At 66.0% G+C, this 25,830-nt stretch carries 23 protein-coding genes and 1 tRNA gene; 8 read left to right on the plus strand and 16 right to left on the minus strand.

Going from position 1 to position 25,830, the window contains the following annotated elements:
- Positions 1-4 precede the first annotated feature (4 nt).
- Positions 5-1,021, minus strand: a complete 1,017-nt coding sequence (locus F8237_RS33735; RefSeq protein WP_151650322.1) for an amino acid ABC transporter substrate-binding protein — start codon at positions 1,019-1,021, stop codon at positions 5-7.
- A gap of 393 nt (positions 1,022-1,414) precedes the next feature.
- Between F8237_RS33735 and metC the strand changes: the two genes are divergently transcribed.
- A complete protein-coding gene (metC, locus tag F8237_RS33740; protein ID WP_151650323.1) occupies positions 1,415-2,599 on the plus strand; it encodes a cystathionine beta-lyase in 1,185 nt (394 codons plus the stop codon).
- 155 nt (positions 2,600-2,754) lie between these two features.
- Positions 2,755-4,446 carry a Na/Pi cotransporter family protein gene (locus F8237_RS33745; protein ID WP_151650324.1) on the plus strand — a complete coding sequence of 564 codons (1,692 nt, stop codon included), beginning with the start codon at positions 2,755-2,757 and terminating at the stop codon, positions 4,444-4,446.
- A gap of 10 nt (positions 4,447-4,456) precedes the next feature.
- Here the strand turns inward: F8237_RS33745 and F8237_RS33750 are convergent, their stop codons facing one another.
- The 6 genes from F8237_RS33750 to F8237_RS33775 form a co-directional block, all read right to left on the minus strand.
- Complete coding sequence (locus tag F8237_RS33750; protein ID WP_151650325.1) at positions 4,457-4,795, minus strand: lipid-A-disaccharide synthase N-terminal domain-containing protein; 339 nt, start codon at positions 4,793-4,795, stop codon at positions 4,457-4,459.
- Positions 4,792-5,541, minus strand: a complete 750-nt coding sequence (locus F8237_RS33755) for a glycosyltransferase family 2 protein (RefSeq protein WP_162006325.1) — start codon at positions 5,539-5,541, stop codon at positions 4,792-4,794. The genes F8237_RS33750 and F8237_RS33755 overlap by 4 nt, the downstream gene beginning before the upstream one ends.
- Positions 5,542-5,609: 68 nt before the next feature.
- A complete protein-coding gene (locus F8237_RS33760; protein WP_151650326.1) occupies positions 5,610-6,455 on the minus strand; it encodes a phosphatase PAP2 family protein in 846 nt (281 codons plus the stop codon).
- 1 nt (position 6,456) lies between these two features.
- Positions 6,457-8,199 (minus strand): ArnT family glycosyltransferase, encoded by a 1,743-nt coding sequence (locus tag F8237_RS33765; RefSeq protein WP_151650327.1) that lies wholly within the window; start codon positions 8,197-8,199, stop codon positions 6,457-6,459.
- Positions 8,200-8,249: 50 nt separating this feature from the next.
- Positions 8,250-10,370 (minus strand): penicillin-binding protein 1C, encoded by a 2,121-nt coding sequence (gene pbpC, locus F8237_RS33770; RefSeq protein ID WP_244626046.1) that lies wholly within the window; start codon positions 10,368-10,370, stop codon positions 8,250-8,252.
- An 80-nt stretch (positions 10,371-10,450) separates the two neighbouring features.
- Complete coding sequence (locus F8237_RS33775; RefSeq protein ID WP_151650328.1) at positions 10,451-15,655, minus strand: alpha-2-macroglobulin family protein; 5,205 nt, start codon at positions 15,653-15,655, stop codon at positions 10,451-10,453.
- Between the two features lie 402 nt (positions 15,656-16,057).
- On the opposite strand from F8237_RS33775, the gene F8237_RS33780 reads away from it, so the two are divergent.
- Positions 16,058-16,134 (plus strand) — tRNA-Arg (locus F8237_RS33780).
- 73 nt (positions 16,135-16,207) lie between these two features.
- On the opposite strand, the gene F8237_RS33785 is transcribed toward F8237_RS33780, so the two are convergent.
- From F8237_RS33785 to F8237_RS36560, 5 genes are all read right to left on the minus strand, one after another.
- Positions 16,208-16,498: a hypothetical protein gene (locus tag F8237_RS33785; protein WP_151650329.1), complete on the minus strand. Its 291-nt coding sequence runs from the start codon at positions 16,496-16,498 to the stop codon at positions 16,208-16,210.
- Positions 16,495-16,764, minus strand: a complete 270-nt coding sequence (locus tag F8237_RS36010) for a hypothetical protein (protein WP_154696379.1) — start codon at positions 16,762-16,764, stop codon at positions 16,495-16,497. Before F8237_RS36010 ends, F8237_RS33785 begins: the two co-directional genes overlap by 4 nt.
- A complete protein-coding gene (locus F8237_RS36015) occupies positions 16,761-18,143 on the minus strand; it encodes a glycoside hydrolase family 19 protein (protein ID WP_154696380.1) in 1,383 nt (460 codons plus the stop codon). Before F8237_RS36015 ends, F8237_RS36010 begins: the two co-directional genes overlap by 4 nt.
- A 246-nt stretch (positions 18,144-18,389) precedes the next feature.
- A complete protein-coding gene (locus tag F8237_RS33795) occupies positions 18,390-19,025 on the minus strand; it encodes a sialate O-acetylesterase (RefSeq protein ID WP_162006326.1) in 636 nt (211 codons plus the stop codon).
- Between the two features lie 298 nt (positions 19,026-19,323).
- The gene (locus tag F8237_RS36560; protein WP_151650331.1) at positions 19,324-19,674 is read right to left on the minus strand and encodes a hypothetical protein; all 351 of its coding nucleotides are present in this window, start codon (positions 19,672-19,674) and stop codon (positions 19,324-19,326) included.
- Between the two features lie 90 nt (positions 19,675-19,764).
- On the opposite strand from F8237_RS36560, the gene F8237_RS36565 reads away from it, so the two are divergent.
- Positions 19,765-19,926, plus strand: coding sequence for a hypothetical protein (locus tag F8237_RS36565; RefSeq protein WP_151650332.1), 162 nt, complete (start codon positions 19,765-19,767; stop codon positions 19,924-19,926).
- 104 nt (positions 19,927-20,030) lie between these two features.
- Here the strand turns inward: F8237_RS36565 and F8237_RS33815 are convergent, their stop codons facing one another.
- From F8237_RS33815 to F8237_RS33825, 3 genes are all read right to left on the minus strand, one after another.
- On the minus strand, positions 20,031-20,885 hold the full coding sequence (locus F8237_RS33815; protein WP_162006327.1) for a hypothetical protein: 855 nt from the start codon (positions 20,883-20,885) through the stop codon (positions 20,031-20,033).
- A 177-nt stretch (positions 20,886-21,062) separates the two neighbouring features.
- Complete coding sequence (locus F8237_RS33820) at positions 21,063-21,305, minus strand: hypothetical protein (RefSeq protein WP_162006328.1); 243 nt, start codon at positions 21,303-21,305, stop codon at positions 21,063-21,065.
- 76 nt (positions 21,306-21,381) lie between these two features.
- Positions 21,382-21,612, minus strand: a complete 231-nt coding sequence (locus F8237_RS33825; RefSeq protein ID WP_151650335.1) for a hypothetical protein — start codon at positions 21,610-21,612, stop codon at positions 21,382-21,384.
- Between the two features lie 266 nt (positions 21,613-21,878).
- Here F8237_RS33825 and F8237_RS33830 point away from each other — a divergent pair, with 266 nt between their 5' ends.
- Positions 21,879-22,226, plus strand: coding sequence for a DUF6481 family protein (locus F8237_RS33830; protein ID WP_015686244.1), 348 nt, complete (start codon positions 21,879-21,881; stop codon positions 22,224-22,226).
- Between the two features lie 132 nt (positions 22,227-22,358).
- On the opposite strand, the gene F8237_RS33835 is transcribed toward F8237_RS33830, so the two are convergent.
- Entirely contained in the window at positions 22,359-22,598 is a 240-nt protein-coding gene (locus F8237_RS33835; RefSeq protein ID WP_151650336.1) for a pentapeptide MXKDX repeat protein, read from the minus strand.
- A 284-nt stretch (positions 22,599-22,882) separates the two neighbouring features.
- Between F8237_RS33835 and F8237_RS33840 the strand changes: the two genes are divergently transcribed.
- From F8237_RS33840 to F8237_RS33850, 3 genes are read left to right on the plus strand one after another with little or no spacing between them, the layout of a single operon-like run.
- Entirely contained in the window at positions 22,883-23,905 is a 1,023-nt protein-coding gene (locus F8237_RS33840; protein WP_151650337.1) for a TRAP transporter substrate-binding protein, read from the plus strand.
- Positions 23,902-24,456: a TRAP transporter small permease gene (locus F8237_RS33845; protein WP_151650338.1), complete on the plus strand. Its 555-nt coding sequence runs from the start codon at positions 23,902-23,904 to the stop codon at positions 24,454-24,456. The genes F8237_RS33840 and F8237_RS33845 overlap by 4 nt, the downstream gene beginning before the upstream one ends.
- A complete protein-coding gene (locus tag F8237_RS33850) occupies positions 24,453-25,811 on the plus strand; it encodes a TRAP transporter large permease (protein WP_151650339.1) in 1,359 nt (452 codons plus the stop codon). Before F8237_RS33845 ends, F8237_RS33850 begins: the two co-directional genes overlap by 4 nt.
- The last annotated feature ends 19 nt before the right edge of the window (positions 25,812-25,830 follow it).

Genomic DNA, 25,830 nt, shown 5'->3' on the forward strand with positions numbered 1-25,830 from the left:
GGGGTCAGCGGATCGGCGGCGCGTACTGGAGACCGCCCTTGTTCCAGAGGTTGTTGAGACCGCGGCTGATGGCAAGCGGCGAGCCGGCGCCGACATTGCGATCGAACACCTCGCCGTAATTGCCGACCGCCTTGGTGATCCGCACCACCCAGTCCTTGGTCAGGCCGAGCTGTTCGCCGAAATTGCCGTCGCTGCCGAGCACGCGCTTCAGCTCGGGATTTTCCAGTTTCGCCTTCTCGTCGACGTTCTTCGAGGTCACGCCGAGCTCTTCGGTGGTGATCAGGGCGAACAGCGACCATTTCACGATGTCGAACCACTGGTCGTCGCCGTGCCGGACCATCGGGCCGAGCGGCTCCTTCGAGATGATCTCGGGCAGCACCATGTGGTCGTTGGGATTGGCCAGCTTGAGGCGGTTGGCGTAGAGGCCCGACTGGTCGGTGGTGAAGACGTCGCAGCGGCCGGCTTCATAGGCCTTCACGGTTTCGTCGTTGGTGCCGAACGCGATCACCTCGTACTTCATGTTGTTGGCCTTGAAGTAGTCGGCGAGATTCTGCTCGGTGGTGGTGCCGGTCTGCACGCAGACCGAGGCGCTGTTGAGCTCGAGCGCCGAATTCACCTTGAGTGACTTCTTCACCATGAAGCCCTGCCCGTCGTAATAGGTCACGCCGGTGAAATTGGCGCCGAGCGAGGTGTCGCGCGAGAGGGTCCATGTGGTGTTGCGCGAGAGCACGTCGACTTCGCCGGACTGCAGCGCCGTGAAGCGATCCTTGGCGGACAGCGGCACGAACTTGACCTTGGTCGGATCGTTGAAGATGGCGGCGGCGATGGCGCGGCAGACGTCGACGTCGAGGCCGGTCCAGTTGCCCTTGTCGTCGGGCGAGGAGAAGCCCGGCAGGCCCTGGCTGACGCCGCAGGACAGCGTGCCCCGATCCTTGACGGTCTTGAGCGTTTGGGCATCGGCGGCTTGGGCAGTCAGGCCGGCGGCGAGAGCGAGAGTGAGAGCCAGGGTTACGCGTTTCATGGGCTGAAGGCCTTTCAAAGTCGTCTCAAGGTAGGAACGTTGTCTCAGGATCGTCTCCGCCAGGGCTATCCGCACCGGGGCTAGCCTTGCAAGAGTCGTGCTGGAAGCGTTGCCGAACACTCGCCCACCCCGAGAGGCCATAACCTAATCCCCGCCGCAGGCGCCCGCACTGATGGCTATGGCGCAAGGTCCGGTCAGACGATGGATCGAAGGTCGCGGCTGCCCCTCAACATGCGGCGACTGAATAGCACCTGCGCATCACAGAACGACTGGCGAGCCGGGTCAAGGGGTTGACGGGACTCTTCTGTGTTCTGTTATTAACGGCAGCGGCCACCGGCCGGCCCGCAGGGTGCCTCACGCGGCCTACGGAAACGCGGTTTTGAAAGCAGACGCATGGATTCCTCGCACCCCTCCCAGCAGCAGGCCGAGACCCGGCTGGTCACCTCCGGCCGCGACACCAAGGCGCAGAAGGGTTTCGTCAATCCGCCCGTGTTCCACGGCTCGACCGTGCTCTATCCGACCGCCGAGGACCTGCACGCCCATCGCGGCGAATTCACCTATGGCCGCCACGGCTCCCCCACCACCAAGGCGTTTCAAGAGACGCTGATGGCGCTGGAGGGGCCGCAATGTGCCGGCGTCGGCATCGTGCCGTCGGGGCTGTCGGCGATCTCCACCACCCTGCTCTCGGTGCTGAAGACCGGCGACCATGTGCTGGTGTGCGACAACGTCTATCGCCCCACGCGCAATTTCTGCAACGGCATGCTCGCGCGCCTCGGCATCGAGACCAGCTATTTCGATCCGCTGATCGGCGCCGGCATCGACAGACTGTTCAAGCCGAACACACGCGCCGTGCTGGTCGAGGCGCCGGGCTCGCAGTCGTTCGAGATGCCGGACATTCGCGCCATCGCCGAAGTCGCGCATGCGCGCGGCGCGCTGGTCATCGACGACAACACCTGGGCGACGCCGCTCTATCACCGCTCGCTCGAGCAGGGCGTCGACATCAGCATGCAGGCCGCCACCAAATATATCGGCGGCCATTCCGACATCATGTTCGGCACGATCTCGGCGAACGCCAAGGCCTGGCCGCAGATCACTGAGGGCATTCGCCTGCTCGGCGTCTGCGCCGGACCCGACGACGTCTTCCTCGCGCTGCGCGGCCTGCGCACTCTGTCGGTGCGCCTGGCGCAGCATCATCGCTCCGGGCTCGACATGGCGCGCTGGCTCGCGAGCCGCCCGGAGGTCGCACGCGTCCTGCATCCGGCGCTGGAGACCGATCCTGGCCACGCGATCTGGAAGCGCGATTTCACCGGCGCCTCCGGCCTGTTCAGCATCGTGCTGAAGCCGGCGCCACAGACAGCCGTCGACACCATGCTCAACACGCTCAAGCTGTTCGGCATGGGCTTTTCCTGGGGCGGCTTCGAGAGCCTCGTGATTCCCTTCGATTGCGACGGCTATCGCACCGCGACCAAGTGGGCACCGGGCGGGCCTACCTTGCGTATTCACATCGGCCTCGAAAGCACCGACGACCTCAAGGCCGATCTCGATCGCGGCTTCGCTGCCCTCAAAGCAGCAATGTGAGCCCGCTCACAAGGCATCGCGCCTGCGGACGCGCCAACGCGCAACGCGGGAACGCGCAGCCCGCGCAAACGTTAACGCCGCTACGCCAACAAAGGGTTTGATCAGCGGAAGTTTGGCGCTAGCCTCACCAATCGACTCCAATCCGGACACGGAGCATGGGAACGTTGGTACTGCTCGATCTGATGGGCGGCGTGGCGCTGTTGCTGTGGGGCCTGCACATGGTCCACAGCGGGATTCTGCGCGCGTTCGGCCCCGACCTGCGCTGGCTGCTCGGCAAGGCGCTCAGCAACCGCTTCAGCGCCTTCGCCGCCGGCCTCGGTCTCACCGCGCTGCTCCAGAGCAGCACTGCGACGGTGCTGCTCACCAGCTCCTTCGCCGCCGGGGGCCTCGTCAGCGTGGCTGCCGCGCTCGCCATCATGCTGGGGGCCAATGTCGGCACGACGCTGATCGTGCAGGTGCTGTCGTTCAACATCGCGGCCGTCGCCCCCGTGCTGTTCGTGCTCGGGCTCGTCGCCTTCCGCTCCGGCCCGCGCTCGCGGATAAAGGACATCGGCCGCGTCTGCATCGGCCTCGGCCTGATGCTGCTGTCGCTGCATATCCTGCTCGATACGCTGGCGCCGGCCGAGAACGCGCCCGGCGTCCGCATCATGATGTCGGCGATCACGGGCGATCCCGTTCTGTGCATCATGATCGCGGCGCTCGTCACCTGGGGGGTGCATTCGAGCGTCGCCAGCGTGCTGCTGATCATGTCGCTGGCCTATTCGCAGTTCATCACGCCTGATGCGGCGCTGGCGCTGGTGCTGGGCGCCAATCTCGGCAGCGCCATCAACCCCGTGTTCGAGGGCGCCAAACGCGACGATCCCGCCAGCTATCGCGTGCCGCTCGGCAATTTGATCAATCGCGTGGTCGGTATCGTCCTCGTGCTGCCGTTCCTGGGCGCGATCGCCGAACACATGCACGCCTGGCAGCCCGATCTTGCCAGGATGATTGCGGCCTTCCACATCGCCTTCAACGTTGGCACCGCAATCATCTTCATCGGCCTGCTCGACACCATGTCGCGCCTGCTGACCCGCCTCCTGCCCGATCGCGTGCAGGAGACCGATCCGGCCCGGCCGCGCTATCTCGACGAGAGCGCGCTGGAGACGCCGTCGCTGGCGCTCGCCGACGCCGCCCGCGAGGCGCTGCGCATGGGCGACCTCGTCGAGGTCATGCTGCGCAAGGTGATGACGGCGATGATGACGGGCGACCGCTCGCTGGTCGACCAGGTCTCGAAGATGGACAATGTCGTCGACAGTCTCGACGAGGCCATCAAGCTCTATCTGACCAAGCTGACGCGCGGCAGCCTCGACGAAGGCGAAGGCCAGCGCGCCATGGAAATCATCTCCTTCGCCATCAACCTCGAGCATATCGGCGACATCATCGACAAGAACTTGAGCGAGCTCGCCACCAAGAAGATCAAGCGGCGCTTCCAGTTCTCGGCCGAGGGCGCCGAGGAGCTCGCCGCCTTCCACAAGCGCACGATGGAATCGCTGCGGATCGCCTTCGGCGTCTTCATGTCGGGCGACGCCAACGAGGCGCGCAAGCTGCTGGTGGAGAAGACGGCGCTGAAGAACACCGAGCTCGCCGCCGTCGAGCGCCATCTCGACCGCCTGCGCGAGGGCCGCCCGGAGACCCTCGAGACCACGTCGCTGCATCTGGACGTGCTGCGCGATTTGCGCCGCATCCACTCGCACATCTGCTCGGTCGCCTATCCCGTTCTGGATGCGGCCGGCGAGCCCTATCGCAGACCCGAGGCGGATACGGCCGCCCTGCCCGCAACAGGCGCGGCGTCAGCGCTGCCGCGCTAAATTCCTTCGATCACCGCTCCAGCGTCTTCGAGGCGCGGCCGCGGTTCTTGATGATCAGCATGATGTTGCGGATGTAGATGATGGTCGCGAGCGCCTGCCCGAGGATGATGACGGGCTCGCGCTTGACGACGCCGTAGACCAGCGTCATCAGCCCGCCTCCCATGGAGCAGAACCAGAACGCCATCGGCACCACGCTGTTGCCGGCACGCTCGCTCGCGATCCACTGCACCAGGAAGCGCGCGGTGAAGAACAGCTGCGCGACGAGCCCGAACGCGAGCCAGAAATCGAACTTGGCGACGAAGACGTCGTAGAAATAGTTGCTCAGCGCCTGGCCGTATTGAATGATCATGCCTGCACCTCGGTCACCTCTGGCGTCGGCTTCTTGCGACGGATCAGCCACCAGACGCCGGCGAGATCCATGATCCCGATCCACAGCCGGTCGAAGAAGCCGTAATTGGACACGCCGGAACGGCGCGGCCGGTCGATCACGTCGACATAGGCGATGTCGAAACCTTCACGTCGGACCAGCGCCGGCAGGAAACGATGCAGCCCGTCGAAATAGGGCATCATCAGGAAAACGTCGCGCCGGAACGCCTTCAGCCCGCAACCCGTGTCCCGCGTGCCGTCCTGCAGAATCGCGTTGCGAACCCTGTTCGCCACGCGCGACTGGAACTTCTTGAAGCCGGTATCCTTGCGGCCGACCCGTTGTCCTGCGGCAAGACCGACATGGGAGCCCTTCTCCACCGCCGAGATCAGGTCCGGCAGAAAGGCCGGATTGTTCTGGCCGTCGCCGTCGAGCGTTGCCACGATCGCACCGCGCGCCGCGCGCACGCCGCTGCGCACCGCCGCCGACTGGCCCCCCGATCGGGCGTGACGAAGCTGACGCAAATTGTCCCGCTGCGTCATGATCGAAGCAAGCCGCTCGCCGGTCGCGTCGGTCGAGCCGTCGTTGACATAGATGATCTCATAGGCCCAGCGGCCATCGAGCGCCGTCGTGATCTCCTCGATCAGGGGCGCGATATTGTCGGCTTCGTTGCGCACGGGAACGACGATGGAAACCGCAGGCTGGGAAACCGAAGGCTGGGACGACGACAAATCGAAAGCTCGTGGTTGGAATTGGCCTGCGCCCTGGGGGAACCGGCGGACCCGGCAGGCAGCCGCTTTTATGGGGCGGATGCCCCGCGGGCAACCCTTTTGAAGCGTCCCGGGAACGGCCCCGGAAGAGGCACGATGGTGCCGTCGGCGCGAATGGCAAAGGCCAGCCTGCGGGCGGCAAACCAGTAGCGCACCGCCATCGCACCGACCATTCCGACGAGGGCGCCGGCGACGACGTCGCTGGGGTGATGCGCGAGCAGCACCAGACGCGTCAACAGGATCACGATTGCGTAAGTGAACATGAACACGCGCAGGCGCGGCCACAGCGCCGAGACCGCAAACGCCAGCGCGAACGCCGTCACCGCGTGCCCCGACGGCAAACTGGCATAGGCGCCCGTGCCCTCGAACGGGACGAAGTTGAAAGGATTGGCCTTGCCGCCAACGAACGGACGGCCGCGGCCAATCAGATATTTCAGGATCTCGGCGACGAACACGGACAGGGCAACGGACAGGAACAGGAACTGGAGACGCGTGCCCAGGCCCAGCAGCAGCGTGCGGTTGGTGCCGTGACGTCCGGCCGCAATGAGCGCCACGACCACCAGCGCAAGCCCCAGCACCGAGAGCACGTACTCATCCTTGCCGAAATCGGTGAGGATGCGGATCGGCCACAGGCTCGGCGTGCCGCGCGCCGGCATCAACTGGATCTCGGTCTGGTCGAACAGAACCATCAGCACGATGACGAGCGCCGCGCCTGCCGCGCTCAGCCACAGCGAATGCCGCGCCAGCTTGCGTGCGGCCTCGGCTCTGCGCGAATGCGAGGGCGTGCGGACAAGCTGAGCCAGCGCACGGCCCGACACGGCGAGCAATTGCGCGGGATAGCCCGGGCGCGCTGCGATGTTGGTCGGGGCCGACATCCTACTCGGTGCCTTCCGAACGGAAGATCGAGATCGAGATCGCGCGCCCTTGCGAGAAATTATAGCCGTCGATGCGCGCGCCGACCTTGTAGCGCAGCCCGATCGCCTCGGCGCGCTGCACGAAGCCGCGCTCCGAGCGCTGCTCGATCAGCGCGAAGCGGCAACTGCCCTGCCGCAGGAAATCCGCCGCACCCGAGCCGTCGGTGAGCAGTGTCTGGGTGCCGGTCAGGAACACGAGGCTGGGCTCGTGATAGCCGGCCGCAGCCGCCTTCGGCCCGACGCAGGTGACGTTGCGAAGCGCGCGCGCGATCTCGATGCTCGGAAACAGCGGCGTCAGCGACGGCAGCACGATGCCGTAGACCGTGACTGCCAGCATCAGGGCCGCGACCAGCGCGTTGAGCACCGAGCGCTCGGCGCGGTTGTTGTCGTAGAGCCACCAGGCGAACAGGCCGAAGATCAGCGAGGCCGCGATGAAAGGCCAGGCGACGAAGGCCGGCTGCCGCGTCAGCATGACCGCGCCGACCACCGCGATGATCGAGCCGGCGGCGGGAATCGCGAACCACCAGGCGGAACCGCGCATCAGCCAGGAGCGCGACAGTACGCGCCGCTCCAGCGCGCCGACGGTGAGGATCGCAATCGCCGGATACAGCGGCAGCACGTAATGCGGCAGCTTGGTCAGCACCGCCTCGAACACGATCCAGGAGGGGACCAGCCAGGCCAGCAGGAACTGCGCGCCGGGCTCGCGCCGCGCCCGCCAGACCGCAGGCGCCGCCATTGCCGCCAGCGGCGCGCCCGGCCAGAACGTGATCCAGAACAGCGCCAGGTACAGGCCGGGCGGCGCGCCATGGGATTCCTGGGCGCCTAGCTTGCTCAGCATGTCGCCGCCGACGGAGTCGGCGAAGAAGGCATCGCCCGCGCGCCAGAAGATCGCGACGAACCAGGGCAGCACCAGCACCAGCATCCACATCAGGCCCCAGAGCGGGCGCAGCTTCCAGAGCCAGGAGGCATCGCGGTCCTGGATCGCGAGCGCGACGATCGTCAGACCTGCGAACATCAGGATCAGCGGTCCCTTGATCAGGATGCCGACGGCAAGCGCCGTCCAGAAAATCGCGGGCCAGCTCCAGGGCGGATGCGTCTCGTCCTCGGCGCGTTGCCACGACAGATAAGCCCGCGCCATTGCGCCCATCGCGGCGACGACGCAGAACAGCAGCATCGCGTCGGTCTTGGCGAGACGCGCCTCGACGCCGAGCAGCACGGAAGCACTCATCAGCAGCGCGGCAAGCACCGCAGCGCGCCGCGTGACGAAGCCGAGCGCGGCCCAATAGGTCATGAGCACGGCGCCGACCGCGCCGATCAGCGACGGAATCCGGTAGACCCAGATCCGCAATTCGGCCTTCGGCAGTTTCAGCGCCGAGGCGATTTCAACTGCGGCCGATTGCAGCCAGTAGATGCCGACCGGCTTTTTGTAGCGGACGTCCTCCTGGAAACGGATGTCGACATAGTCACCGCTCTCGACCATCTGCTTGGTGGCCTGGGCAAAGCGCGCCTCGTCGCGATCGACCGGCGGAATGGTGAAGAAGCCGGGCAGGAACAGCAGCAGCGCGCATACCAGCAGGAAGCCGACCGAGCGGGCGTGGCTCGCCGTGACGAAGTCGAGCATCGACACGAGCCGGCTGCCCGGATTCACGGGCGCTTTCGGCTCGCGCGGCGCGCCAAAACGGGGGCTGGGATAGGTCTCGGCCATTGGTTCCGCTTACGCTGAAACCGTCATTCCGACAACCGCTTAAGGCCGGGTCATTGAATTCGAATGACAACTGTGTCCGCGGCGCCAGTGGCATCGATCACGGTGAGCCGCGCAAAGCCCGGACCGGGCGGATCGATCAAGCGCTGGCGCCGGCCATCGATCTCGCCGCGCGCCGTGCCATTAACCATGACCGTCATGGGCAGGACGCCGCCGGCGACCTTCACCGGCATCGCTGCGCTCTCCGTGCCGCCGGAACGATCGACGTCGATCCGCGAACCGTTCAGCGGGAACTGGATGTGCAGCGCCTGCTCGCTGCCGGTCCGCACCAGTTCCCCTACGGGGCGAAAACGCTTCAGCGGCAACGGTAACTTTGCGTTGCTGGCGACCAGGGTTCCTTTGGGCGGCTTCGGCAGCGGGACCAGCGTCTTGCCGGTCCGGGCGAAGGCGTCGAACAGGATGGGCGCGGCGGCCACGCGCCCGATCAGGCCGGGGACCGGCGCTCCGTCGGGCCGGCCGACCCAGACGCCGATGGTGATGCGGCCGTCGAACCCAACCGACCAGGCGTCGCGATAGCCGTAGGAGGTGCCGGTCTTGAAGGCGATGCGGTTGTGCGCGGCGTTTTCCGGCGGCGGCGTGCCCAGGAGCACGTTGCTGACCTGCCAGGCCGCGACCGGGTCGAGCAGCCGCAGCGGCTCGCGGACGTCCCTGGCCGTCATGACCTCGCGCGGCGGCTTGGTGGTGCCGAGCCGGGCGAAGCCGGCATAGAGCTGGGCGAGGTCCTGCAGCGTCACGCCGACACCGCCGAGACCCATGGCAAGGCCGGGCGCCTCGTCCTTGGGAAGCACCAGATTGCCGCCCGCCTGACGCAGCCGCGACGACAGCCGGCTTGCGCCGACGCGATCGAGCAGCACGATGGCGGGCACGTTCAGCGAGAGTTGCAGCGCCTTCTTCACCGGCACCGTGCCCTGGAACGTCATGTCGAAGTTCTCCGGCGCGTAGGAGCCGAAGCGGACCGGCCGGTCGTCGATCAGACTGTCGGGGTGCACGAAACCGTCCTCGAAGGCGAGCCCATAGATGAACGGCTTCAGCGTCGAGCCCGGCGAGCGGATGGCGCGGGTCATGTCGACCTGCCCTGCCCGGCTCTCATCGAAATAGTCCGCCGAGCCGACCCGCGCGAGCACGTCGCCGCTGTCATTGTCGACCACGATGATGCCGACCGAGATGTTCGGCCCCAGCGCAATGGCGCGGTCGCGCGCCAGCGGCTCCAGCACCTTCTGCAAGGTCGCATCGAGCGTCAGCTTGATGACCGGCGTATCCTTGATCGTCGAGAGCGCCGTGTCGGAGGCATGCGGCGCCAGGATCGGCATCGGCTTGCGCAGCTTTGGCACGGCGACGGCCTTGGCCTGCGTCGCGTCGTCGGCGCTGACCACGTGCTCTTCGACCATGCGGTCGAGCACGCGATCGCGCGCCTTGCGCGCGGCCTCGGCATAGCGGTCGAGCCGGCGCGTCTCCGGCGATTGCGGCAGCGCCACCAGCAACGCGGCCTCGGCCAGCGTGAGCCGCTTCGGCTCCTTGCCGAGATAGGCGATGGATGCCGCGCGGATGCCTTCCAGGTTGCCGCCGTAAGGTGCCAGCGCGAGATAGAGGTCGAGGATCTCGGCCTTGCTCATGCTGCGCTCGATCTCGATTCCCCGGACGATCTGCCGCACCTTTGCATAGAGCGAGCGCTGCCGCCGCGGCTCCATCAGGCGCGCGAGCTGCATGCTGATGGTGGAGCCGCCCGAGACGATGTGGCCGCGCGTCCCAAGCTGCAACGCGGCGCGCCCCAGCGCGAGCGGGTCGAGACCGTTATGCGCGTAGAAGCGCTGGTCCTCATAGGCGAGCAGCAGTTTCAGATAGGTCGGATCGACATTGGCCTTGGCATCGACCGGCAGCCGCCAGCGACCATCGGCCATGGCATAGGCGCGCAGCAGCTTGCCGTTGCGGTCGACGATCGTGGTGGAAACCTGACGCGCTTCGTCGAGCGGGAGCGGACCGAGAAAGTAGACCCAGCCGACGAAGCCGGCGATGGCGAGGATGACGCTGAGCGCGAACGCAGAAAGGATACGAAGGCCCCTGCCACTTGCTCCGTCATGGCCGGGCTTGTCCCGGCCATCCACGTTCTCGCCCATAGCGCCACTGTCCGTGGATGCCCGGGACAAGCCCGGGCATGACGACTGAGTTTGGGGCGCTACCTCGCTCATTGCATCGCTCACTTCGCCGCCCGCACCTCGACGGTCCCCGTCCCGGTGCGGCCGTAGCGCGAGGGGTTGTACATGTCCTCGACATAGGCCTGCGGCAGCACGTATTTGCCGGGCGAGACGACGCGCACGACATAGGCGACGGTGAAGACTGATTTGGAATCCGAGGCCCGGTCGATGGCCGCGGTGAAGCGGTCGTCGCGGAATTCGGTGTCCTCGGGCTCCTCGCCGTCCTCGATCCAGTCCAGCGTGCCGCTGTCGCCGGACGACACCAGCTTCGGATTGTCGATCTCCAGACCCGCCGGCAGATAGTCGGACACCATGATGTGGCCGTACTCGGGCTTGGCCTCGGTGATCTTCAGCACCACCGCGAAGCGCTGGTTCTGCTTGACCTTGCTGATGTCGGCGGGCTTGCCGTCGAGCGTGAAATAGCTGCGCTCGATCTTGAAGCCGTTGGACGCTGCCGGCTCCGGCGTCACCGGCGAGCCCGACACCGAGATCACCGCCTGCACCGGAGCATCGCCGGTGTTGGTGATCTTCAGCGGCTTGCCTTCCAGCGTCGCGGCCTTGTAGCTGCGATAGAGCGCGGTCTTGACGCTCTGGCCGTCAACCTCGATCGAGAGGTTCTCCTTGGCCAGCGCCCGCGCCGCCAGCACCAGCCACGCATTCTCCTGCGTGGAGGTGTAGGGCGTGAGCCCGCGCGCGGTCTCGACCCGCGCTACCGCTTGCGTCAGCGTCGCCTTCGGCGCGTTGCCTTCGCTCGCAAGCGAGACCAGTGCGGCGGCATCGCGCAGCTGCGAACCGTAATCGGTGCGGCCGAATTCCAGCACCGGCTTCGGCGCAAGGCTGTCGAGGGCCGCGCCATACACCCGCTCCGCGCGATTGCGGTCACCGACCAGCGCCAGCGCGGCGGCGAGCTGCGATTTCGCGATCGGGGTTGCGAGGTTGCCGAGCTTGGTGTCGGCAAGATAGCGGAGATCGCCGATCGGTGCCGCACCATTGCGCGCAAGCACGTAGAGGCCGTAGGCGAGATCGCGCCCGCCGTCCTTCTCCGGCTCGTTGCCGTTCACCACCGAGTTGCGGATACGGTCGAGCGCGGTCTTGAACAGCACGTCCGGCACCACAAAACCCTTTTCACGGGCGCGGGTCAGGAAGTCCGTCACGTAGGCATCGAGCCAGGCATCGTCGCCGCCCGCCGACCACAGGCCGAACGATCCATTGGCGCCCTGACGGGCCAAGAGACGTTCGATGGCGTCGCGGATGCGCTGGTCGACCTCGGTGTCCATGGCCAGATGTGCGCCGGCAGCCAAGTCGTTGACGTAGAGCAGCGGCATGGCACGGCTCGTGATCTGCTCCGAGCAGCCATAGGGATAACGATCCAGCGCCTTCAGGATCGTCGCTGCGTCGAGCGCGGTCGACAGGCTCGCCGAGACCGAGACGCTGCCGGTGCCCGGCACGAGGTCGGCGAACATGTCTGAGGTCAGCGTCAGGCTCTCGCCCTTCGCCAGGGTGCGGATCGAGCGCCGCGCCAGCACCTGCGTCGCCGCCTTGACGTCGAGCGCATAGTGGCGCGCCAGCGCCAGGCCGTTCGGTCCCTTGATGTCGACGTCGAGCGTCGCCTGCCCTGCCGCGGTCGCGTCGATCGCCAGTGCAAACGAGTTGCGCTGCTTGGCGGCGAGCTTGACCGTGGTGGCGGGATTGCCGGTCATTTTCACCGGACCGCCCGTCTTCACGTTGATGACGTAGTCGCCGGCCTGGCCCTCGACATTGTCGATCTCGAGGTTGACCGTGCCGTGGTCGCCGTTGAGCAGGAAGCGCGGCAGCGTCGTGGTCAGCACGACCGGGTCGCGGATCACGACGTCGGTGTTGGCGCGGCCGAGCTTGGTCGCGGTCCACGCCACCGCCATCACGCGCGCGGTACCGGCGAACTCCGGAATGTCGAAGCTCACCTCAGCCGTGCCGTCGGCGGCAACCGTGACGATGCCCGAATAGAGCGCCAGCGGCTTCTGCGCCGGCGGTGAGCCCTGCAGCTCGGCTGCGCCGGCATCACCGCCGGACTTGATCTGGCCGCGCGTGCCCGACATGCCGTCGATCAGTTGCCCGTAGAGATCGCGGATCTCCGCGCTCAGGCGGCGCTGGCCGAGATAGTAATCGTCGGGCGCCGGCGGCTTGTAATTGGTGAGGTTGAGAATGCCGACGTCGACCGCGGCGATGACGATCTTGGCGTCCTCGCCCGGATTGAGCCCGTCGAGCTTGACCGGGATCTTCAGCATCGCGTTCGGCCGGATCAGCGCCGGCGGCATCAGCTTCACCTGCAGCGTGCGGGTCTGCTTGTCGATGCCGAACCATTTCAGCCCGATGGCGCGCCCGGGCATGCGCTGGGCGGCGGCGTCGAGCGGACGGCGCAGCGTCGCCACCACATAGGCGCCGGTGCCCCAGTCCTTGCCGACCGCAAGCTTCACCTGGGCGGTGCCTTCCTTGACGTCGATGGTCTGCGTCGTCAGCAGGCGGTCGCCGAGTACGTTGATGGTGAGCTTGCCGGCGCTACGGACGTTGACCGACACAGTCATGGTGTCGCCGGAGGCGTATTGCGGCTTGTCGATCGAGGTCTCCAGCAGGTCCGGGGTGTCGGCGCTGCCGTCGGAATACCAGCCGACGTCGAACTGAACAGAGGTGACCGGGCCGTCCGCGTCGTTCGACTTCACGTCGAGCCGGTAGCGGCCGGGCTGCGGGCTCAGCGATATCCGCGACGGCTTGTCGGCGGCGATGGTGACGTCACCATCCGAAACGCGCGAGGTCGACTTGACCGGCTCGTACTCCCAGTAATTGTTCTGGCGATACCATTGATAGCGCGACTCCATCTTCAGGAGCTCGTAGCGCAGGCCGTCGCGGCGTAGCCGCTCGCCCTCGGGCGAGACGAACACGACGTCGAACTCGGCCTTGTCGCCCTCGGCGACGTTCTTGTCGGCGAACAGCGGCTTGATGCCGATCATGGCGGTCGCGGGGGCGACCGGCAGCACGAGCTTGCGCTCGACGGCGCGCCCGCCGGTCTCGACCATGCGGACGAAGATCTGCGCCTCCTGCGGACGCGTCGAGGCGGGCTGCTTGTCCAGCGTCACCGGGAAGGTCGCGACACCGTTGGCGTCAGCTTCGGGCAGGTTTTCCAGCGGTGTCCGCTCGTTCGAAGTGGTCTCCTCGTCGGCGACGCCGAACTGGTAGCCGGCAAAGCCCGGACGTTCCGACGCGGGCGCGATCAGCATGTCGCCTTCGAGCTGGAGCCCCGAGGCCGGCGCGCCATAGAGGAAATGGCCGTCCGCCTTAAGCTCCACAGGAGCGTTAGCTTTGATCAGCTTGTCCTTGGCGGACAAGTCGAATTCGATGCGATCGGGGACGTAGTCCTCGACCATGAAGGTGGTCTCGCCGACCGACGATCCCTTCGGATCGGTGAAGGCGCGCACGCGCCAGGTGCCGGTCGGGACGGCCGAGTTGAGCGGCACGGCGAGCGAGCGGCCTCCGGCGCCCTGGTCGGGCAGCGCGGCGCGGCGGTATTCAACGCCGTCGGGGCGCTCGATCACCAGCGTCATCGGCCCACCGGTGACGGCATTGCCCTGCCCGTCGCGCAGCAGCGCGGTGAGATAGACGGTCTCGCTGGAGCGGTAGACGCCACGCTCGGCATAGACGAAGGCATCGGCACCCGCAGGCACCGCGCGGCCGGAGACGCCGCGATCCGACAGGTCGAATGCGCTGGTCTTCAGGCTCAGGAAGGCATAGTCGGCCTTCTCACCCGTGACAGTCAGCATGGCCGGTGACAGCCCGCCCTCGCCGCGCGCAAGGCCCGCCTCGAACAGCACGTGACCGCTGTCGTCGGTCTTGCGCGTCGCCAGGATCTCGTTGTTGCGGGCGACCAGCCGCACCTCGGCCTTGCCGACCGGCTCGGTCGAGGCCAGCGAGTTCACGAAGACATGGATCCCGTCATTGCCGGAATAGGCCGAAACGCCGAGGTCGGAGATGATGAACCATTGCGTGGCGAGCTGATAGTCGTCGTCCGAGCCCGGGCCCTTGGCCGCGGCCGTCATCACGTAGACGCCGGGCTGGAGCTCGCCCAGCGCCTGGTCGACCGGGAATGCGGTGGTGACGTCCTGGTTCAGCGTCATCGCGGTCGCGAGCTCGCCGGTCCAGACCTTGACGCCGCGCTCGCCGCCGAGATCGCTGAGCTGATATTTCGACAGTGTCTTCTGGAAATCGCTGTCGACCACCGTGTTGATCAAATTGCGGTCGCCGATCCGGAAGACGTTGACGCTGACCGCGGGCGTGTTGACGCTGACCACGGGGATGCCGCGCTGGCCGGTTTTCGGCAGCACATAGGCGCGGCTGGTGAAACGCACGAAGGGCTTGCGGTCGCGCACATAGACGTTGAACTCGGCCGATTTCGGCAGGCCTTCCTTCACAGTGGACGGCAGGCCGGCGCGCAAATTGATGTTGTAGCGCTCGCCATGCTTCAGCCCGTCGACGCAGAGCTGCTTGCCCTCGGCCGACAGCGCCGGCTTGTCCTGACCCGCCAGCGCGAGGTACGGCGCAAAATCGGTGCGCTTGGCCAGCTCCTCCGAGAACTGGAAGCAGGCGCGCGGGCTCGCCGAATCCGAGTCCACGGTGTAGTCGAGCAGCCGGAAGCCGTGCTCGTCGCGCATCTTCTCGTAACTCCCGCGGACGTCGGCGACCTCGCGCATGTCGAGCGACAGCCGCAGCGCATCCAGCGCCGGCCGCCACAGCTTGCGTTCGGCCAGCGACTTGCCGAGCACGGCGAGCGCGTCGGCCTCCTCGCCCTGATTGCCGGCGCGCTGGTAGGCGATGTAGGCCGCCGTCGAAGCGCGCTCCAGCAGGAACGTCTGCTCGCTCGAGCTCTTCGGCGAGATCTGGAAGATCACCTTGGCGAGCCGCAGCCAATTGCCGGCGTCGTCGGGCGTGGTCGCGGCGATCTGGCCGAGCACAGACAGCCCGGTGCGGAAATCATTGCGCCGGAAGGCGGTATCCGCGTCGGTGCGCAGCGTCGCGCCGGTCTTGGCGACCGGCCCCGCCTCGCTCTTGATCTGCGCCTCGAGCTTGATCGCGGAATCGGCGAGGTCGTCGCGCTTGAACGCCTTGTCCGCGGCGTGCGCGGCCACGAGGCCGAACGCCAGCGTGGCGCAGAATGTGACGGCGCGAACAAGACCGATCATGATGGACTCCCGGGATCGCGGACGAACGCCGCGTGAAGCATGAAATGCGCGGAAAGGTGACGGACTCAAGGCGATGGAACCAGATCTGCAGATCGTCGCATTCGCCATGGCAAAGCAAGCCCTGAGGTGACCGATCGAGATACCGCCGCGCACGCCGTCCTGATGGCGCAGCCATACCTGACCCGTCGACCGGCGGTCGTGTCCCGGAAGCTGGCCAGCGTTCCCGGCGATGTGAACCATCGTCCAGTCCGCTGCCGCTCGACCCGGCACCCTGACACCCCACCGTCCCGCTTTGTCGCGTCGGCAGGGAAAACGGTTCGGTTCAGGCTTGGCTGACGTGAGGATTTTTCATATTTGACGTGATAGAAGACCGACAGGCGGTAGCCGAGGCCGGCTCCAGACGGTCCCGTAGCTCAACTGGATAGAGCATCAGATTTCTACTCTGAGGGTTGCAGGTTCGATTCCTGCCGGGATCGCCAGCCGCGCAAGCCAAAAAGCCAAACAATACCAAGGCTTAGCGCGGCGGCGAAATTTCGTTAGTACACGGATCGACTAGAACGGCCGGATGATCCCGCGCCTGGCCGGCCTTGCCGTGACATGTGCCGGCGCTGCGCCGGCGTCGATCGCGGCCGGACGCGGCGCCGGACGTTTCCAGCGACAACCGCCGACGCCGCCCTCGACCTGGCTGTCGATCCAATCCTGATCATAGTCGCGCCGGCCGCGGACCTCGTATTTCGGCGCCTCGAAAATCCGGCACTCGCCGCCGGCGATCGAGGCCGGACCGCGCGAGGCGCAGCCGGCGAGCAGCAGCGCGAGCAGCGCCAGGCAAGAGAATCTGATCATGCGCATTTCCCCTCGCTCTGGATCCAGCGACCGCCGCGATCGCGACAGGCGCGCCAGGTCTTGCGCAGCTCGGTCGCCTGCCCGATCGCGCTCTTATCCTCGGCCGCAATGTCGGCAAGCGCACGGACATAACCGGACCGCCAGACCTTGTGATGCCAAATGCCGTAGGCGCCGAGCGCCGCAAGCAGCAGCGATCCAGCGACGATGATTTTCGTCAGCAGGCCGGACGCCTGCAGCGCCGCGGCCGCGGCCTTGAGATGGATCATTGCCGTTCCCCCGTTTGCACGGCGAGCGTCGACGTCCGGATCGCGCGCCAGGAATTGTATGTGATGAAGGCCAGGCCGCCGGCGCCGAGCGCAAACCAGACGCCGGCCGGCAGCGTCGCGACATGATCCCAGGCGGCCGAGACCAGGCCCGGATGATCGTCGACGACGTCGCGATGCTCTGTGAAGAAATCCCATGCGTCGGACACGTAGCCGCTGACGGTCTGATAGACGGCACCGGCGCCGGCCGTGGTCGAGCCCCACAGCGCCACCAGGAAATTGCGACGCGCCGGCGTGATCTCCGGCGCCAGCTGCGTCAGGATATGCGGATCAGCCTTGGCGCGCGCTTCGCTGACAGGCCGAAACCAACCCTCGGCCTCGGCCTTGTCGAGCTCGGCGCGCACCTGGTCGGCTATGCCGTGGAATTCATCGATCGACGACGGCAGCGGCAGCACCAGGCCGCGATCATTCATGAAGCCGGACAGCGCGCCGCTGATGCCGCTACCCCAGCGACCATCGATCACGCCTGGCGAATAGCGCCGCGCCTTGAGCCGCGTCTGCACGGCATACAGCACGGGATCGCCGACGACGCCGGGATCGAGCGGCTGCACGTTCGGCGGCGCTGCGTCCGGCACGATCGGCGCCGGCGGCGCGAGCGCGGTCGCATCAGGCGCGACGGGATCGAGCGCAACGGCCGGCGTCGGCGCGTAGTCGGCTAGGGCACGCTTTGCTTTGGCGAGGAACGCGCGGCACTCGGCGAGGCCGTTCTTGCCGCCGTTGATGATATGGCGCACGGTCTCGACGTCGTCGCGATCGGCGGCCGCGTTGCAGCGGCCACCCTGCGCCCATTCCAGATAGGCAGCCGTAAAGGCCGAATCCGGCTGGTGCAGCAACTCCGGATGCGCGACCAGCGGCAGCCCGGTCTTTTTCTCCATCGCCGCATAGTTGCTCTTGCCGGTCGCCTGCATCATGCCGCCGCCGCGATAGAGCCAGCCGTCATTCGGCCCGGTATTGTCGAATTCGCGCATTTTGCGCGGATTGCCGACGCCGTAGACGCGGTTGAACAGAACCGGACCGCGCTGCGCCACCGGCAGCGCCGCGATGCGCCGCGCCTCGGCCTCGGTCACGCCGGCGCTGTGATGACCGGCGCCGAAGATCGCGAGGATCCGCGGCGCGCGATAGGCGCCGCTTTCCTCGAGGATCTGCAGCCCGCCGGTCTCGATCATGATCTGCGCCAGGAAATGCGCCGCGCGCAGCCTGGTCGTCAGCCCGGCCTTGGCGACCGCGTTCGGCCAGCCGCGCACGATTGCGGCGACCAGGTCGGCCCGCGCGCCGCTACCGGCGATGGCTTTCAGCTGCGCAGCCGTGATGATTTGCGACATGGAAACTCCCTTTCTTCGGAATTTTGGCTTTGGCAACGCCCGATCATCTCGAAGCTTCGCTTGCACGGGCCGGTTGCAGCGACTAGGATTAATGCAATCGGAGGTCGCATTGCGCGAGAAAATTCTTCTATTCGCCTCGGTCAGCTATGGGATTCTCATTGTGGCCTTGACGATCTGGGCGGTGTTTTCGACCCAGTCCGGAGGCGAGCAACCGGAATCGCTTCTTCCGAAGCACTATTTCTGACATCAGAACGGCCCGCCGCTGGCGTGCATTGCAGTGACGATCTCCGCGGCAAACGCTGCACCGCCGAGATCGTTTGGGTGGGTATTGTCCACCTGTCGATAGGCCGCACCAAACCGGTCGAGATTGCCGCCGAAAAACACCTGCACGTTGTCGATCGCGGCGGTCTGCGCGGCCTGGATCGTGGCGCTGACGTTCCCGCTCGCCCACGTTTCCTTGCAGATGAAGACGCGGCCGGCAAACCCGGCAGCGAGGGCATTCGTTACGATCGTCCCGAACGCGGCTTGATACGCAGCTTGGGTAGTGCCAAAGGCGCCGTCGTTCTCGCCCTGCATCCATAGCATCGCCATGGTGACGCCGGGCGTCGCCGGCGTGACGCCGCGCAAGGCGAGCTTCTTGATCGCGACGGGGATGAGCCGCGACATGTCGCCTGTCGACCATCGCTCAATTGAGGTCGAGCCGATCGCGACAGGCGCGAAGATGACCCGGTCGAAGGTCGCCAGCAGCAGATCGCCGAGATGGCCGCAAATGTTGCCGGGGCCGAGCGGACTCTTACCGCAGCCAATCGCATCTGCGGTGGCCGTGATCGCGATGTGTTTTTTGGCAATCGACGCAGGGGTCGTTAACTCCAGTGCGATCACTGAGCGTATCGAGATGGCGCAGGCGTCTATCGCGAATGTCGCGGTGAGTCAGCATGAACTCGCCTTCGCCGTTCAGGCGTGGGTACGGGGAAGCCGCCAGAAGCAGCCTGTCCAGCAAACACTGGCGATCGATTGATCTGGACAGCCGGTCGGCCATTCGTTCGTTCACGGTCCGACACCGCTTCGTTCCCAAAGCACGAATCGCGACCGCAAAAACCGGCACCGCGCATGTCTTAACGCCGCGTTTCGCTCGCGCGGATTGATTCCGCAGCGGCGCATCCTGCCGGCTGACGAGCGATCAGTCCGTCCGCTCGTCGCGCCGATCGCGGGCGAGCTCGTGCCAGGCCAGGGCCAGCTGGATCAGTCGCTGCCGGTCGGCGCCTTCGGAGGCCGCGGCCCGCTTCATTGCGGCTTCGGCTTCGTGCTGCGGGTCGTACTTCATACACATGAAGCCAACACTAGCCGTTCGATCTTGACCAGCAGATGGCAATTTCCTCCGTATGAATGCGGGGTGGTTTTCGCGCCTTTCGGGCAAGCCGATCGCGAGCTCGTTCCGGTTGATACGAATGTCCAAAAGACCGACGCCGGCGCGATCGTTTCCAGACATTTCCGGCAGCGCGCACTCGGAATGGATTTCGTGCGGACGCATCTGTGAATTGCATCACAGCCTGGCCTCCGGGCCTCGGCTAAGATTGCGTCAACCGCTCGCTCAGGCGCGAGAGGGCATGGGTGGTCTGTCATGACACGAGAAGCAGCGGCCGAGGTTCACGTCCCGACCCAGCGCGTCAGGTCCGACCTGTTCGGGACCGCGTTTCTCGCGGCGATCGGCATCGTGATGCTGGCCTGGATCGCAGGCCTGGTCTGGGCGACGATGACGTTCTTCAACTGGCTCGTAGCCTGACGCCCGAACCGATCAATTGATCGGCGGCTCCCACCAAAAAAGAAGCGGGCCTTTCGCCCGCTCCTTCACATCAGATCCTGCACGTCAGATCCGTGACTGCAAACTCAATAGCACGCGCGGGGATCGGCCTGGACATACTGGCCGCTGGGATAGCGGTAGTAGCAATTGCCCTCGGCCAGATAGTAACCGGGACGCGAAGCGGCCGTCGCGCCGGCGATCGCACCGGTCGCGCCCCCGATTACGGCACCTGCGGCCGCGCCCGAGGCGTTGCCCGAGATCAGGCCGCCGAGCACGCCACCGACGATGGCACCGCCAAGCGCGCTCACGCCGGGATCAGCCGGCGGCGGCGGAGGCGGCGGTTCGTAGGCGACCGGCGGGGCGTAGGCGACCGGCACGTCGTCGTAATAGTCTTCCGAGATGTAGGCGGGCGGACCAGCCATCCGCTGCGGATAATAATACCAGACGCCGCCGACGTCCCACCACCAGCCGGAGCGGCCGTTGCGGACGTCGTGACGCCAGCGCCCGCCATCCCAGGCGCGATTGCCGCGATAGGCGTGACCGCCCCAGTCGCGCTCGGGTACCGGCCCACGCGCATAGTTGCGCCCGGGGGGCGGACCGCCGGCATTCTGCGGGCGCGGACCAGGGCCAGCAGGTCCCGCACCCGCATAGCCGGGACGAGGGCCGCCACCGCCAGCCTGGGGCGGACGACCAGGCTGTCCCTGTGGCTGTCCTTGTAGCTGAACCTGCGGCTGTCCCTGAGGCCGGGCCGCCTGCTGCGGTGGCGGACCCTTGCGCATGTTCTGCTGATTGTTCGGGGGCGGCGCACCTGCGCCGGGCCCCGCCTGCGGATTGGCCTGGGGCCTGGGCGGCAATGAATCCTGTGCCAGCGCCGGGACGGCGAGCAACGACATGGCCGAAACCAAGGGAATGATGATCTTCATGCGGCTGGACGCGCTCATGCGTGCTGGACCCCCTACTCTTTCGATTGCCGTGGTCCCATGCGCGATAGACGATTCGCTTCGCGCCGGGCTGATGCCGGCGGACATAACTGATCTGCTTTGGTCGGCTAAGTCCCGTTACAAATGATTAAGATCACGGCATTTTTTCGTCCGCACGGGTCGCGTGCCAGAGTGCCGCTAGCGGGCCGGCTCGATGACGTTGCAGTTGCTCCGCCCCGACATCAGGCAGTCCTGCATCTTGCTGGCGGCGGTGAGATCGCGGGCAAGCCACCAGCCGATACCGAGGATCACGATGGCGATGACCAATCCGGCCATGGCGCCGCGGCGGTTGTCCCCGGATGGCGGCTTCGGCGGCGATTTCTGCTGTTCGCCCGGTTCGGGCTTGGATTTGGGCTCAGTCTTAAGCTCAGTCTTGGACATGGCTGACCAATCGCAGGGGTGAGCGGGCTCTATCACCTCTGCAGCCTGGCGTCACATCCGGTTCGATATCCCGGCGCTAACCCCGGGTCTGCCGGATTGCGTCCTTGCGTGAGGTTTCGACCGCCGGGATCGCCTCCCGGACCCGCGGTGCGCAGCTCGTCAGCACGAACGCGGTCTGGGTGCATTCCCAATCCGCCCCCAGGACGGCACTTTCGAACGGCTGCGGACGGGCGAGCAGCAACGCGGCGCCGGCCACCACCGCGAAGGCGATTGCAAGCGCCCTCAGGCTCCGTGTTGACATGGTCATGCCCGTCTCCGTCTCGTACCGGGCGGACGCTAGGCGCCGCTCCGTGGGCCCCTTATGAGGGACATCACAATTCGGCAGTTTTTCGGGGCTACGAGAGATCGTCGGGGGGTGGCGATTTTTCGTCTACCTGATCGGCTGCGATTATAGGTGGCTTCGCGACGCGCGCCGATGTACACGCTTCTGCGTCGCGTGGTGCCCGCTATGCCCAGCCGACGTACCAACAAGCTTGATATAGGACTGAAAGCGAGGATGACAAGGTTCGTTCGATGAGTGGATTCAGGGAACCAGGCTTTTCCGACCGGCAGAAGGCCGCGCAGGAAGCACGCAAAAATCTTTTGAACAAATTCAAGTCGCAGCCCGGTCCGGATGACCCTGCGGTGTTGGCGAAGCGTGCCGAACGCGAGGCCCTCGCGGCCAAGCGGGCCGAGGCCAAGGCCGCACGCGAGGCGGAAAAGGCCGAGCAGAAGCGCCTCGAGGAAGAGGCCAAAGCCGCCGAAGCTGCGCGCATCGCGCGCGAGGCCGAAGAAGCGATCGCGAAGGCGGCCGAGGCCGAGGCCGAGCAGAAGGCCAGGCGCGACGCCCGCTACGCCGCCCGCAAGGCCAAGCGCAAGTAGCTTTGACAAGTTACGTTCAATTGAAATTGAACTAAAAGCATCACTTCGGGGCGGTCCACGTGACCGCCCCCGGAGTTTCGACAGCGTGCTTCTGCGTTTCGCATGCGCGCCCGACGATGGCGGACGATCAGTTCACTTCTTCATCATCCCGTCGTCCTTCTTCATCCCGTCCTTCGACATGTGGTCCTTCTTCATGCCGTCATCCTTGGACATGGTGTCTTTCTTCATGCCGTCCTTGGACATCGTGTCCTTCTTCATCATGCCGTCGTCCTTGCCCATCTTGTCCTGAGCAAAGGCGGCCGGCGACAGCACGAGGCCAAGCGAGAGCGCGGCAGCCGAGATGCCGAGCACGATGCGGGTACGAATGGTCATGACAGTCTTCCCTTCGAGATGATGTTTGTCAGCGACGGACGCCGCTATCTAATCTCGACGGATCGACCGCCTGCGTTGTTACGGCATCGCCGATAAATTTGTGCGGGCCGCGGGCAGTGTGCAGCGCAGCAAGACCGGCCCTTGCCGCGGCATTCGGTCTCGAACTATCAGATGAGAGAATATCGGGCGGAAGACCGGCTAGGATGGGCCCAGCGCCGGTCTTCCAGGACCCGACCCAACACCAACAACAACCGTCCAGAGAAACGTTTCAAGGGGATCACACCATGCTCACGCGCCGCCATTTGATCGCGACCGCCGTCGCCGCGCCCGCCATCCTCCGCTTCGGCACCGGCACGGCGCAGGCCGCGACCACGCTGAAGATCTCGCATCAGTTCCCGGGTGGCACCATCGACAAGGGCGATTTCCGCGACCGGCTCTGCCGCATGTTTGCCGCTGAAGTCAGTAAGCGCAGCAATGGTGATATCGCTGCCGAGATCTATCCGAACTCCTCGCTGATCAAGACCAACGCGCAGTTCTCGGCGATGCGCAAGGGCGCGCTCGACATCTCTCTGTATCCGATGCCCTACGCTGGCGGCGAACTGCCGGAGACCAATATCGGCCTGATGCCCGGCCTCGTCACCACCTACGACCAGGGCCTGCGCTGGAAGAAGGAGCCGGTCGGCAAGGCGCTGACCGATTTCCTCGCCGACAAGGGCATCATCCTGCTCACCTGGGTGTGGCAGGCCGGCGGCGTTGCCAGCCGCTCCAAGCCGATCGTCGCGCCCGAAGATGCCAAGGGCATGAAGGTGCGCGGCGGCTCGCGCGAGATGGACATGGTGCTTCAGACCGCCGGCGCCTCGGTGCTGTCGGTGCCGTCGAACGAAATCTACGCGGCGATGCAGACCGGCGCCTGCGACGCCGGCATCACCTCCTCCACCAGCCTGATCTCGTTCCGCCTCGAAGAGGTCGCGAAGTCGCTGACCTCTGGCGCGGGCGCGTCGTACTGGTTCATGCTCGAGCCGCTGATGATGTCAAAGGCGATCTTCGACAAGCTGCCGAAGAACCAGCAGGACATCCTGCTCACCGTCGGCACCGAGCTCGAGGCCTTCGGCCGCAAGGGTGCGCAGGATGACGACGTCGAGGTCGCCAAGGTCTACGAGAAGGCCGGCGCCAAGGTGTCGGCGCTCGATGCGGCGACCGTCGGCAAATGGCGCGACATCGCCCGCGACACCGCCTGGAAGGACTACGGCGCCAAGACCGCGACCGCCGCGAACCTTCTCAAGCTCGCGACCGACGTCGCGGCATGATCCACGGTCCGCTTCCGGATCGTGACGGCCCGGCAAGCACCGCCGCAGGCACAGGCCTCGCGGCGGCGCTCGATCGATGTCTCGCCATCCTCAACAGCATCATCGTCGTGTTCGCGGCGATCGCACTGATCGCGGCCTGCGCCATCCTGAGCTACAGCGTGCTCAGCCGCGCCTTGTTCAAGGCCGCCAACTACTGGCAGGACGAGGCCGCCGTGTTCCTGCTGGTCGGCGCCACCTTCATGACGGCAGCCTATGTCCAGCAGAACCGCGGTCATATCGGCATCGAGGCCTTCGTCGGACTGCTCTCGCCGCTTGCGAACAAGGTCAGGCTTTGGCTGGTCGATGCCGCAACGTTGCTGTTCTGCGCCTTCTTCACCTGGAAATCGTGGACGCTGGCGCATGAAGCCTATGTCGACGGCCAGGTCTCGAACTCGATGTGGTCGCCGCCGCTCGCCATTCCCTATACGCTGATGGCGCTTGGCATGAGCCTGCTCTGCGTCCAGATCGTCGTGCAGCTCGCGCTGCCTCTCACAGGGGCCAAGCGGCCATGAGCGTGTTCGGTATCGGTCTCGCCTACGGGCTGGCGACGCTGTTCGTAATGTTCTCGGGCATGCCCATTGCGTTCGCGCTCGGCGCGGTCGCGGTCGTGTTCATGGGCATCTATATGCCTGCCGCATCGCTGGATACGGTGACGCAGAACGTCTACGAGGAAATGGCCTCGATCACGCTGCTGTCGATCCCGCTCTTCATCCTGAAGGGGGCCGCGATCGGCAAGTCGCGCGCCGGCCAGGATCTCTATTCGGCCCTGCATGCCTGGCTGCACCGCGTGCCCGGCGGCCTCGGCGTCGCCAACGTGTTCGCCTGCGCGCTGTTCGCGGCGATGGCGGGCTCCTCGCCCGCGACCTGCTCGGCGATCGGCTCGGCCGGCATCCCCGAAATGCGCAAGCGCGGCTACTCCGGCGGTTTTGCCGCCGGCATCATCGCCGCCGGCGGCACGCTCGGCATCCTGCTGCCGCCCTCCATCACCATGATCCTGTTCGCCGTCGCGGCGGAGAAATCGCTCGGACGGCTGTTCCTCGCCGGCATCGGGCCCGGCCTGCTGCTGGTCACGCTGTTCGGCGTCTACGCGGTGTTCCGCTTCCGCCGGGAATATGCCGCCGCTGAAGCCATCTACAAGAACGGCGGCCCCGAAGCTGCGATCCTCGCCCGCGACGAGTACACGCTCGCCGAACGCTTCAGCGTGCTGCCACGCGTGATCCCGTTCGTGCTGCTGCTCACCGGCGTGATGATCGCGCTCTATGGCGGTTACGCGACCCCGTCGGAGACCGCCGGCCTCGGCGGCCTCTTGGCACTGGCGCTGATCGCCGCGATCTACAGCGTATGGCGGCCAAGCGACCTCGCCCCGATCATGAAATCGACGATCCGGGAATCGACCATGCTGATGATGATCATCGGCATGTCGCTGCTCTATTCCTACGTGATGAGCTATCTGCACATCTCGCAGTCGGTCGCCGAATCCATCGTCGCGATGCACCTGCCGCGCTGGGAGCTGCTCTTCGCGATCCTCGTGATGGTCGTCGTGCTCGGCTTCTTCCTGCCGCCGGTCTCGATCATCCTGATGACCGCGCCGATCATCCTGCCACCCCTACGCGCCGCCAATTTCGATATCATCTGGTTCGGCGTGGTCATGACCATCGTGATGGAGATGGGCCTGATCCATCCGCCGGTGGGGTTGAACATCTTCGTCATCCGCAACGTCGCGCCGGATATTCCCCTGCGCGAGGTGATCTGGGGCACCCTGCCCTTCGTGCTGCTGATGATGCTCGCGGTGCTGCTGCTGTGCTTCGTGCCCGAGATCTCGACCGGACTGCCTGACCTCGTGATGGGGCCGGACGGGAGCAGGTAGCTGCAATCACGATTGCCGT

This window comes from Bradyrhizobium betae (assembly GCF_008932115.1).
GTDB classification, from domain to species: Bacteria; Pseudomonadota; Alphaproteobacteria; order Rhizobiales; family Xanthobacteraceae; genus Bradyrhizobium; species Bradyrhizobium betae.

Excerpts from the sequence above, each read along its gene's own strand:
- F8237_RS33845 (WP_151650338.1), top strand. The coding sequence starts at position 23,902 with ATGATCCACGGTCCGCTTCCGGATCGTGACGGCCCGGCAAGCACCGCC.
- F8237_RS33850 (WP_151650339.1), top strand. The coding sequence starts at position 24,453 with ATGAGCGTGTTCGGTATCGGTCTCGCCTACGGGCTGGCGACGCTGTTC.
- F8237_RS33765 (WP_151650327.1), bottom strand. The coding sequence starts at position 8,199 with ATGGCCGAGACCTATCCCAGCCCCCGTTTTGGCGCGCCGCGCGAGCCG.
- F8237_RS33775 (WP_151650328.1), bottom strand. The coding sequence starts at position 15,655 with ATGATCGGTCTTGTTCGCGCCGTCACATTCTGCGCCACGCTGGCGTTC.
- pbpC (WP_244626046.1), bottom strand. The coding sequence starts at position 10,370 with ATGGGCGAGAACGTGGATGGCCGGGACAAGCCCGGCCATGACGGAGCA.
- F8237_RS36010 (WP_154696379.1), bottom strand. The coding sequence starts at position 16,764 with ATGATCCATCTCAAGGCCGCGGCCGCGGCGCTGCAGGCGTCCGGCCTG.
- F8237_RS36565 (WP_151650332.1), top strand. The coding sequence starts at position 19,765 with ATGACACGAGAAGCAGCGGCCGAGGTTCACGTCCCGACCCAGCGCGTC.
- F8237_RS33815 (WP_162006327.1), bottom strand. The coding sequence starts at position 20,885 with ATGAGCGCGTCCAGCCGCATGAAGATCATCATTCCCTTGGTTTCGGCC.
- F8237_RS33830 (WP_015686244.1), top strand. The coding sequence starts at position 21,879 with ATGAGTGGATTCAGGGAACCAGGCTTTTCCGACCGGCAGAAGGCCGCG.
- F8237_RS33760 (WP_151650326.1), bottom strand. The coding sequence starts at position 6,455 with ATGTCGGCCCCGACCAACATCGCAGCGCGCCCGGGCTATCCCGCGCAA.
- F8237_RS33745 (WP_151650324.1), top strand. The coding sequence starts at position 2,755 with ATGGGAACGTTGGTACTGCTCGATCTGATGGGCGGCGTGGCGCTGTTG.
- F8237_RS36560 (WP_151650331.1), bottom strand. The coding sequence starts at position 19,674 with ATGCGTCCGCACGAAATCCATTCCGAGTGCGCGCTGCCGGAAATGTCT.
- F8237_RS33825 (WP_151650335.1), bottom strand. The coding sequence starts at position 21,612 with ATGACCATGTCAACACGGAGCCTGAGGGCGCTTGCAATCGCCTTCGCG.
- F8237_RS36015 (WP_154696380.1), bottom strand. The coding sequence starts at position 18,143 with ATGTCGCAAATCATCACGGCTGCGCAGCTGAAAGCCATCGCCGGTAGC.
- F8237_RS33735 (WP_151650322.1), bottom strand. The coding sequence starts at position 1,021 with ATGAAACGCGTAACCCTGGCTCTCACTCTCGCTCTCGCCGCCGGCCTG.
- F8237_RS33835 (WP_151650336.1), bottom strand. The coding sequence starts at position 22,598 with ATGACCATTCGTACCCGCATCGTGCTCGGCATCTCGGCTGCCGCGCTC.
- F8237_RS33785 (WP_151650329.1), bottom strand. The coding sequence starts at position 16,498 with ATGATCAGATTCTCTTGCCTGGCGCTGCTCGCGCTGCTGCTCGCCGGC.
- F8237_RS33840 (WP_151650337.1), top strand. The coding sequence starts at position 22,883 with ATGCTCACGCGCCGCCATTTGATCGCGACCGCCGTCGCCGCGCCCGCC.
- metC (WP_151650323.1), top strand. The coding sequence starts at position 1,415 with ATGGATTCCTCGCACCCCTCCCAGCAGCAGGCCGAGACCCGGCTGGTC.
- F8237_RS33750 (WP_151650325.1), bottom strand. The coding sequence starts at position 4,795 with ATGATCATTCAATACGGCCAGGCGCTGAGCAACTATTTCTACGACGTC.
- F8237_RS33820 (WP_162006328.1), bottom strand. The coding sequence starts at position 21,305 with ATGTCCAAGACTGAGCTTAAGACTGAGCCCAAATCCAAGCCCGAACCG.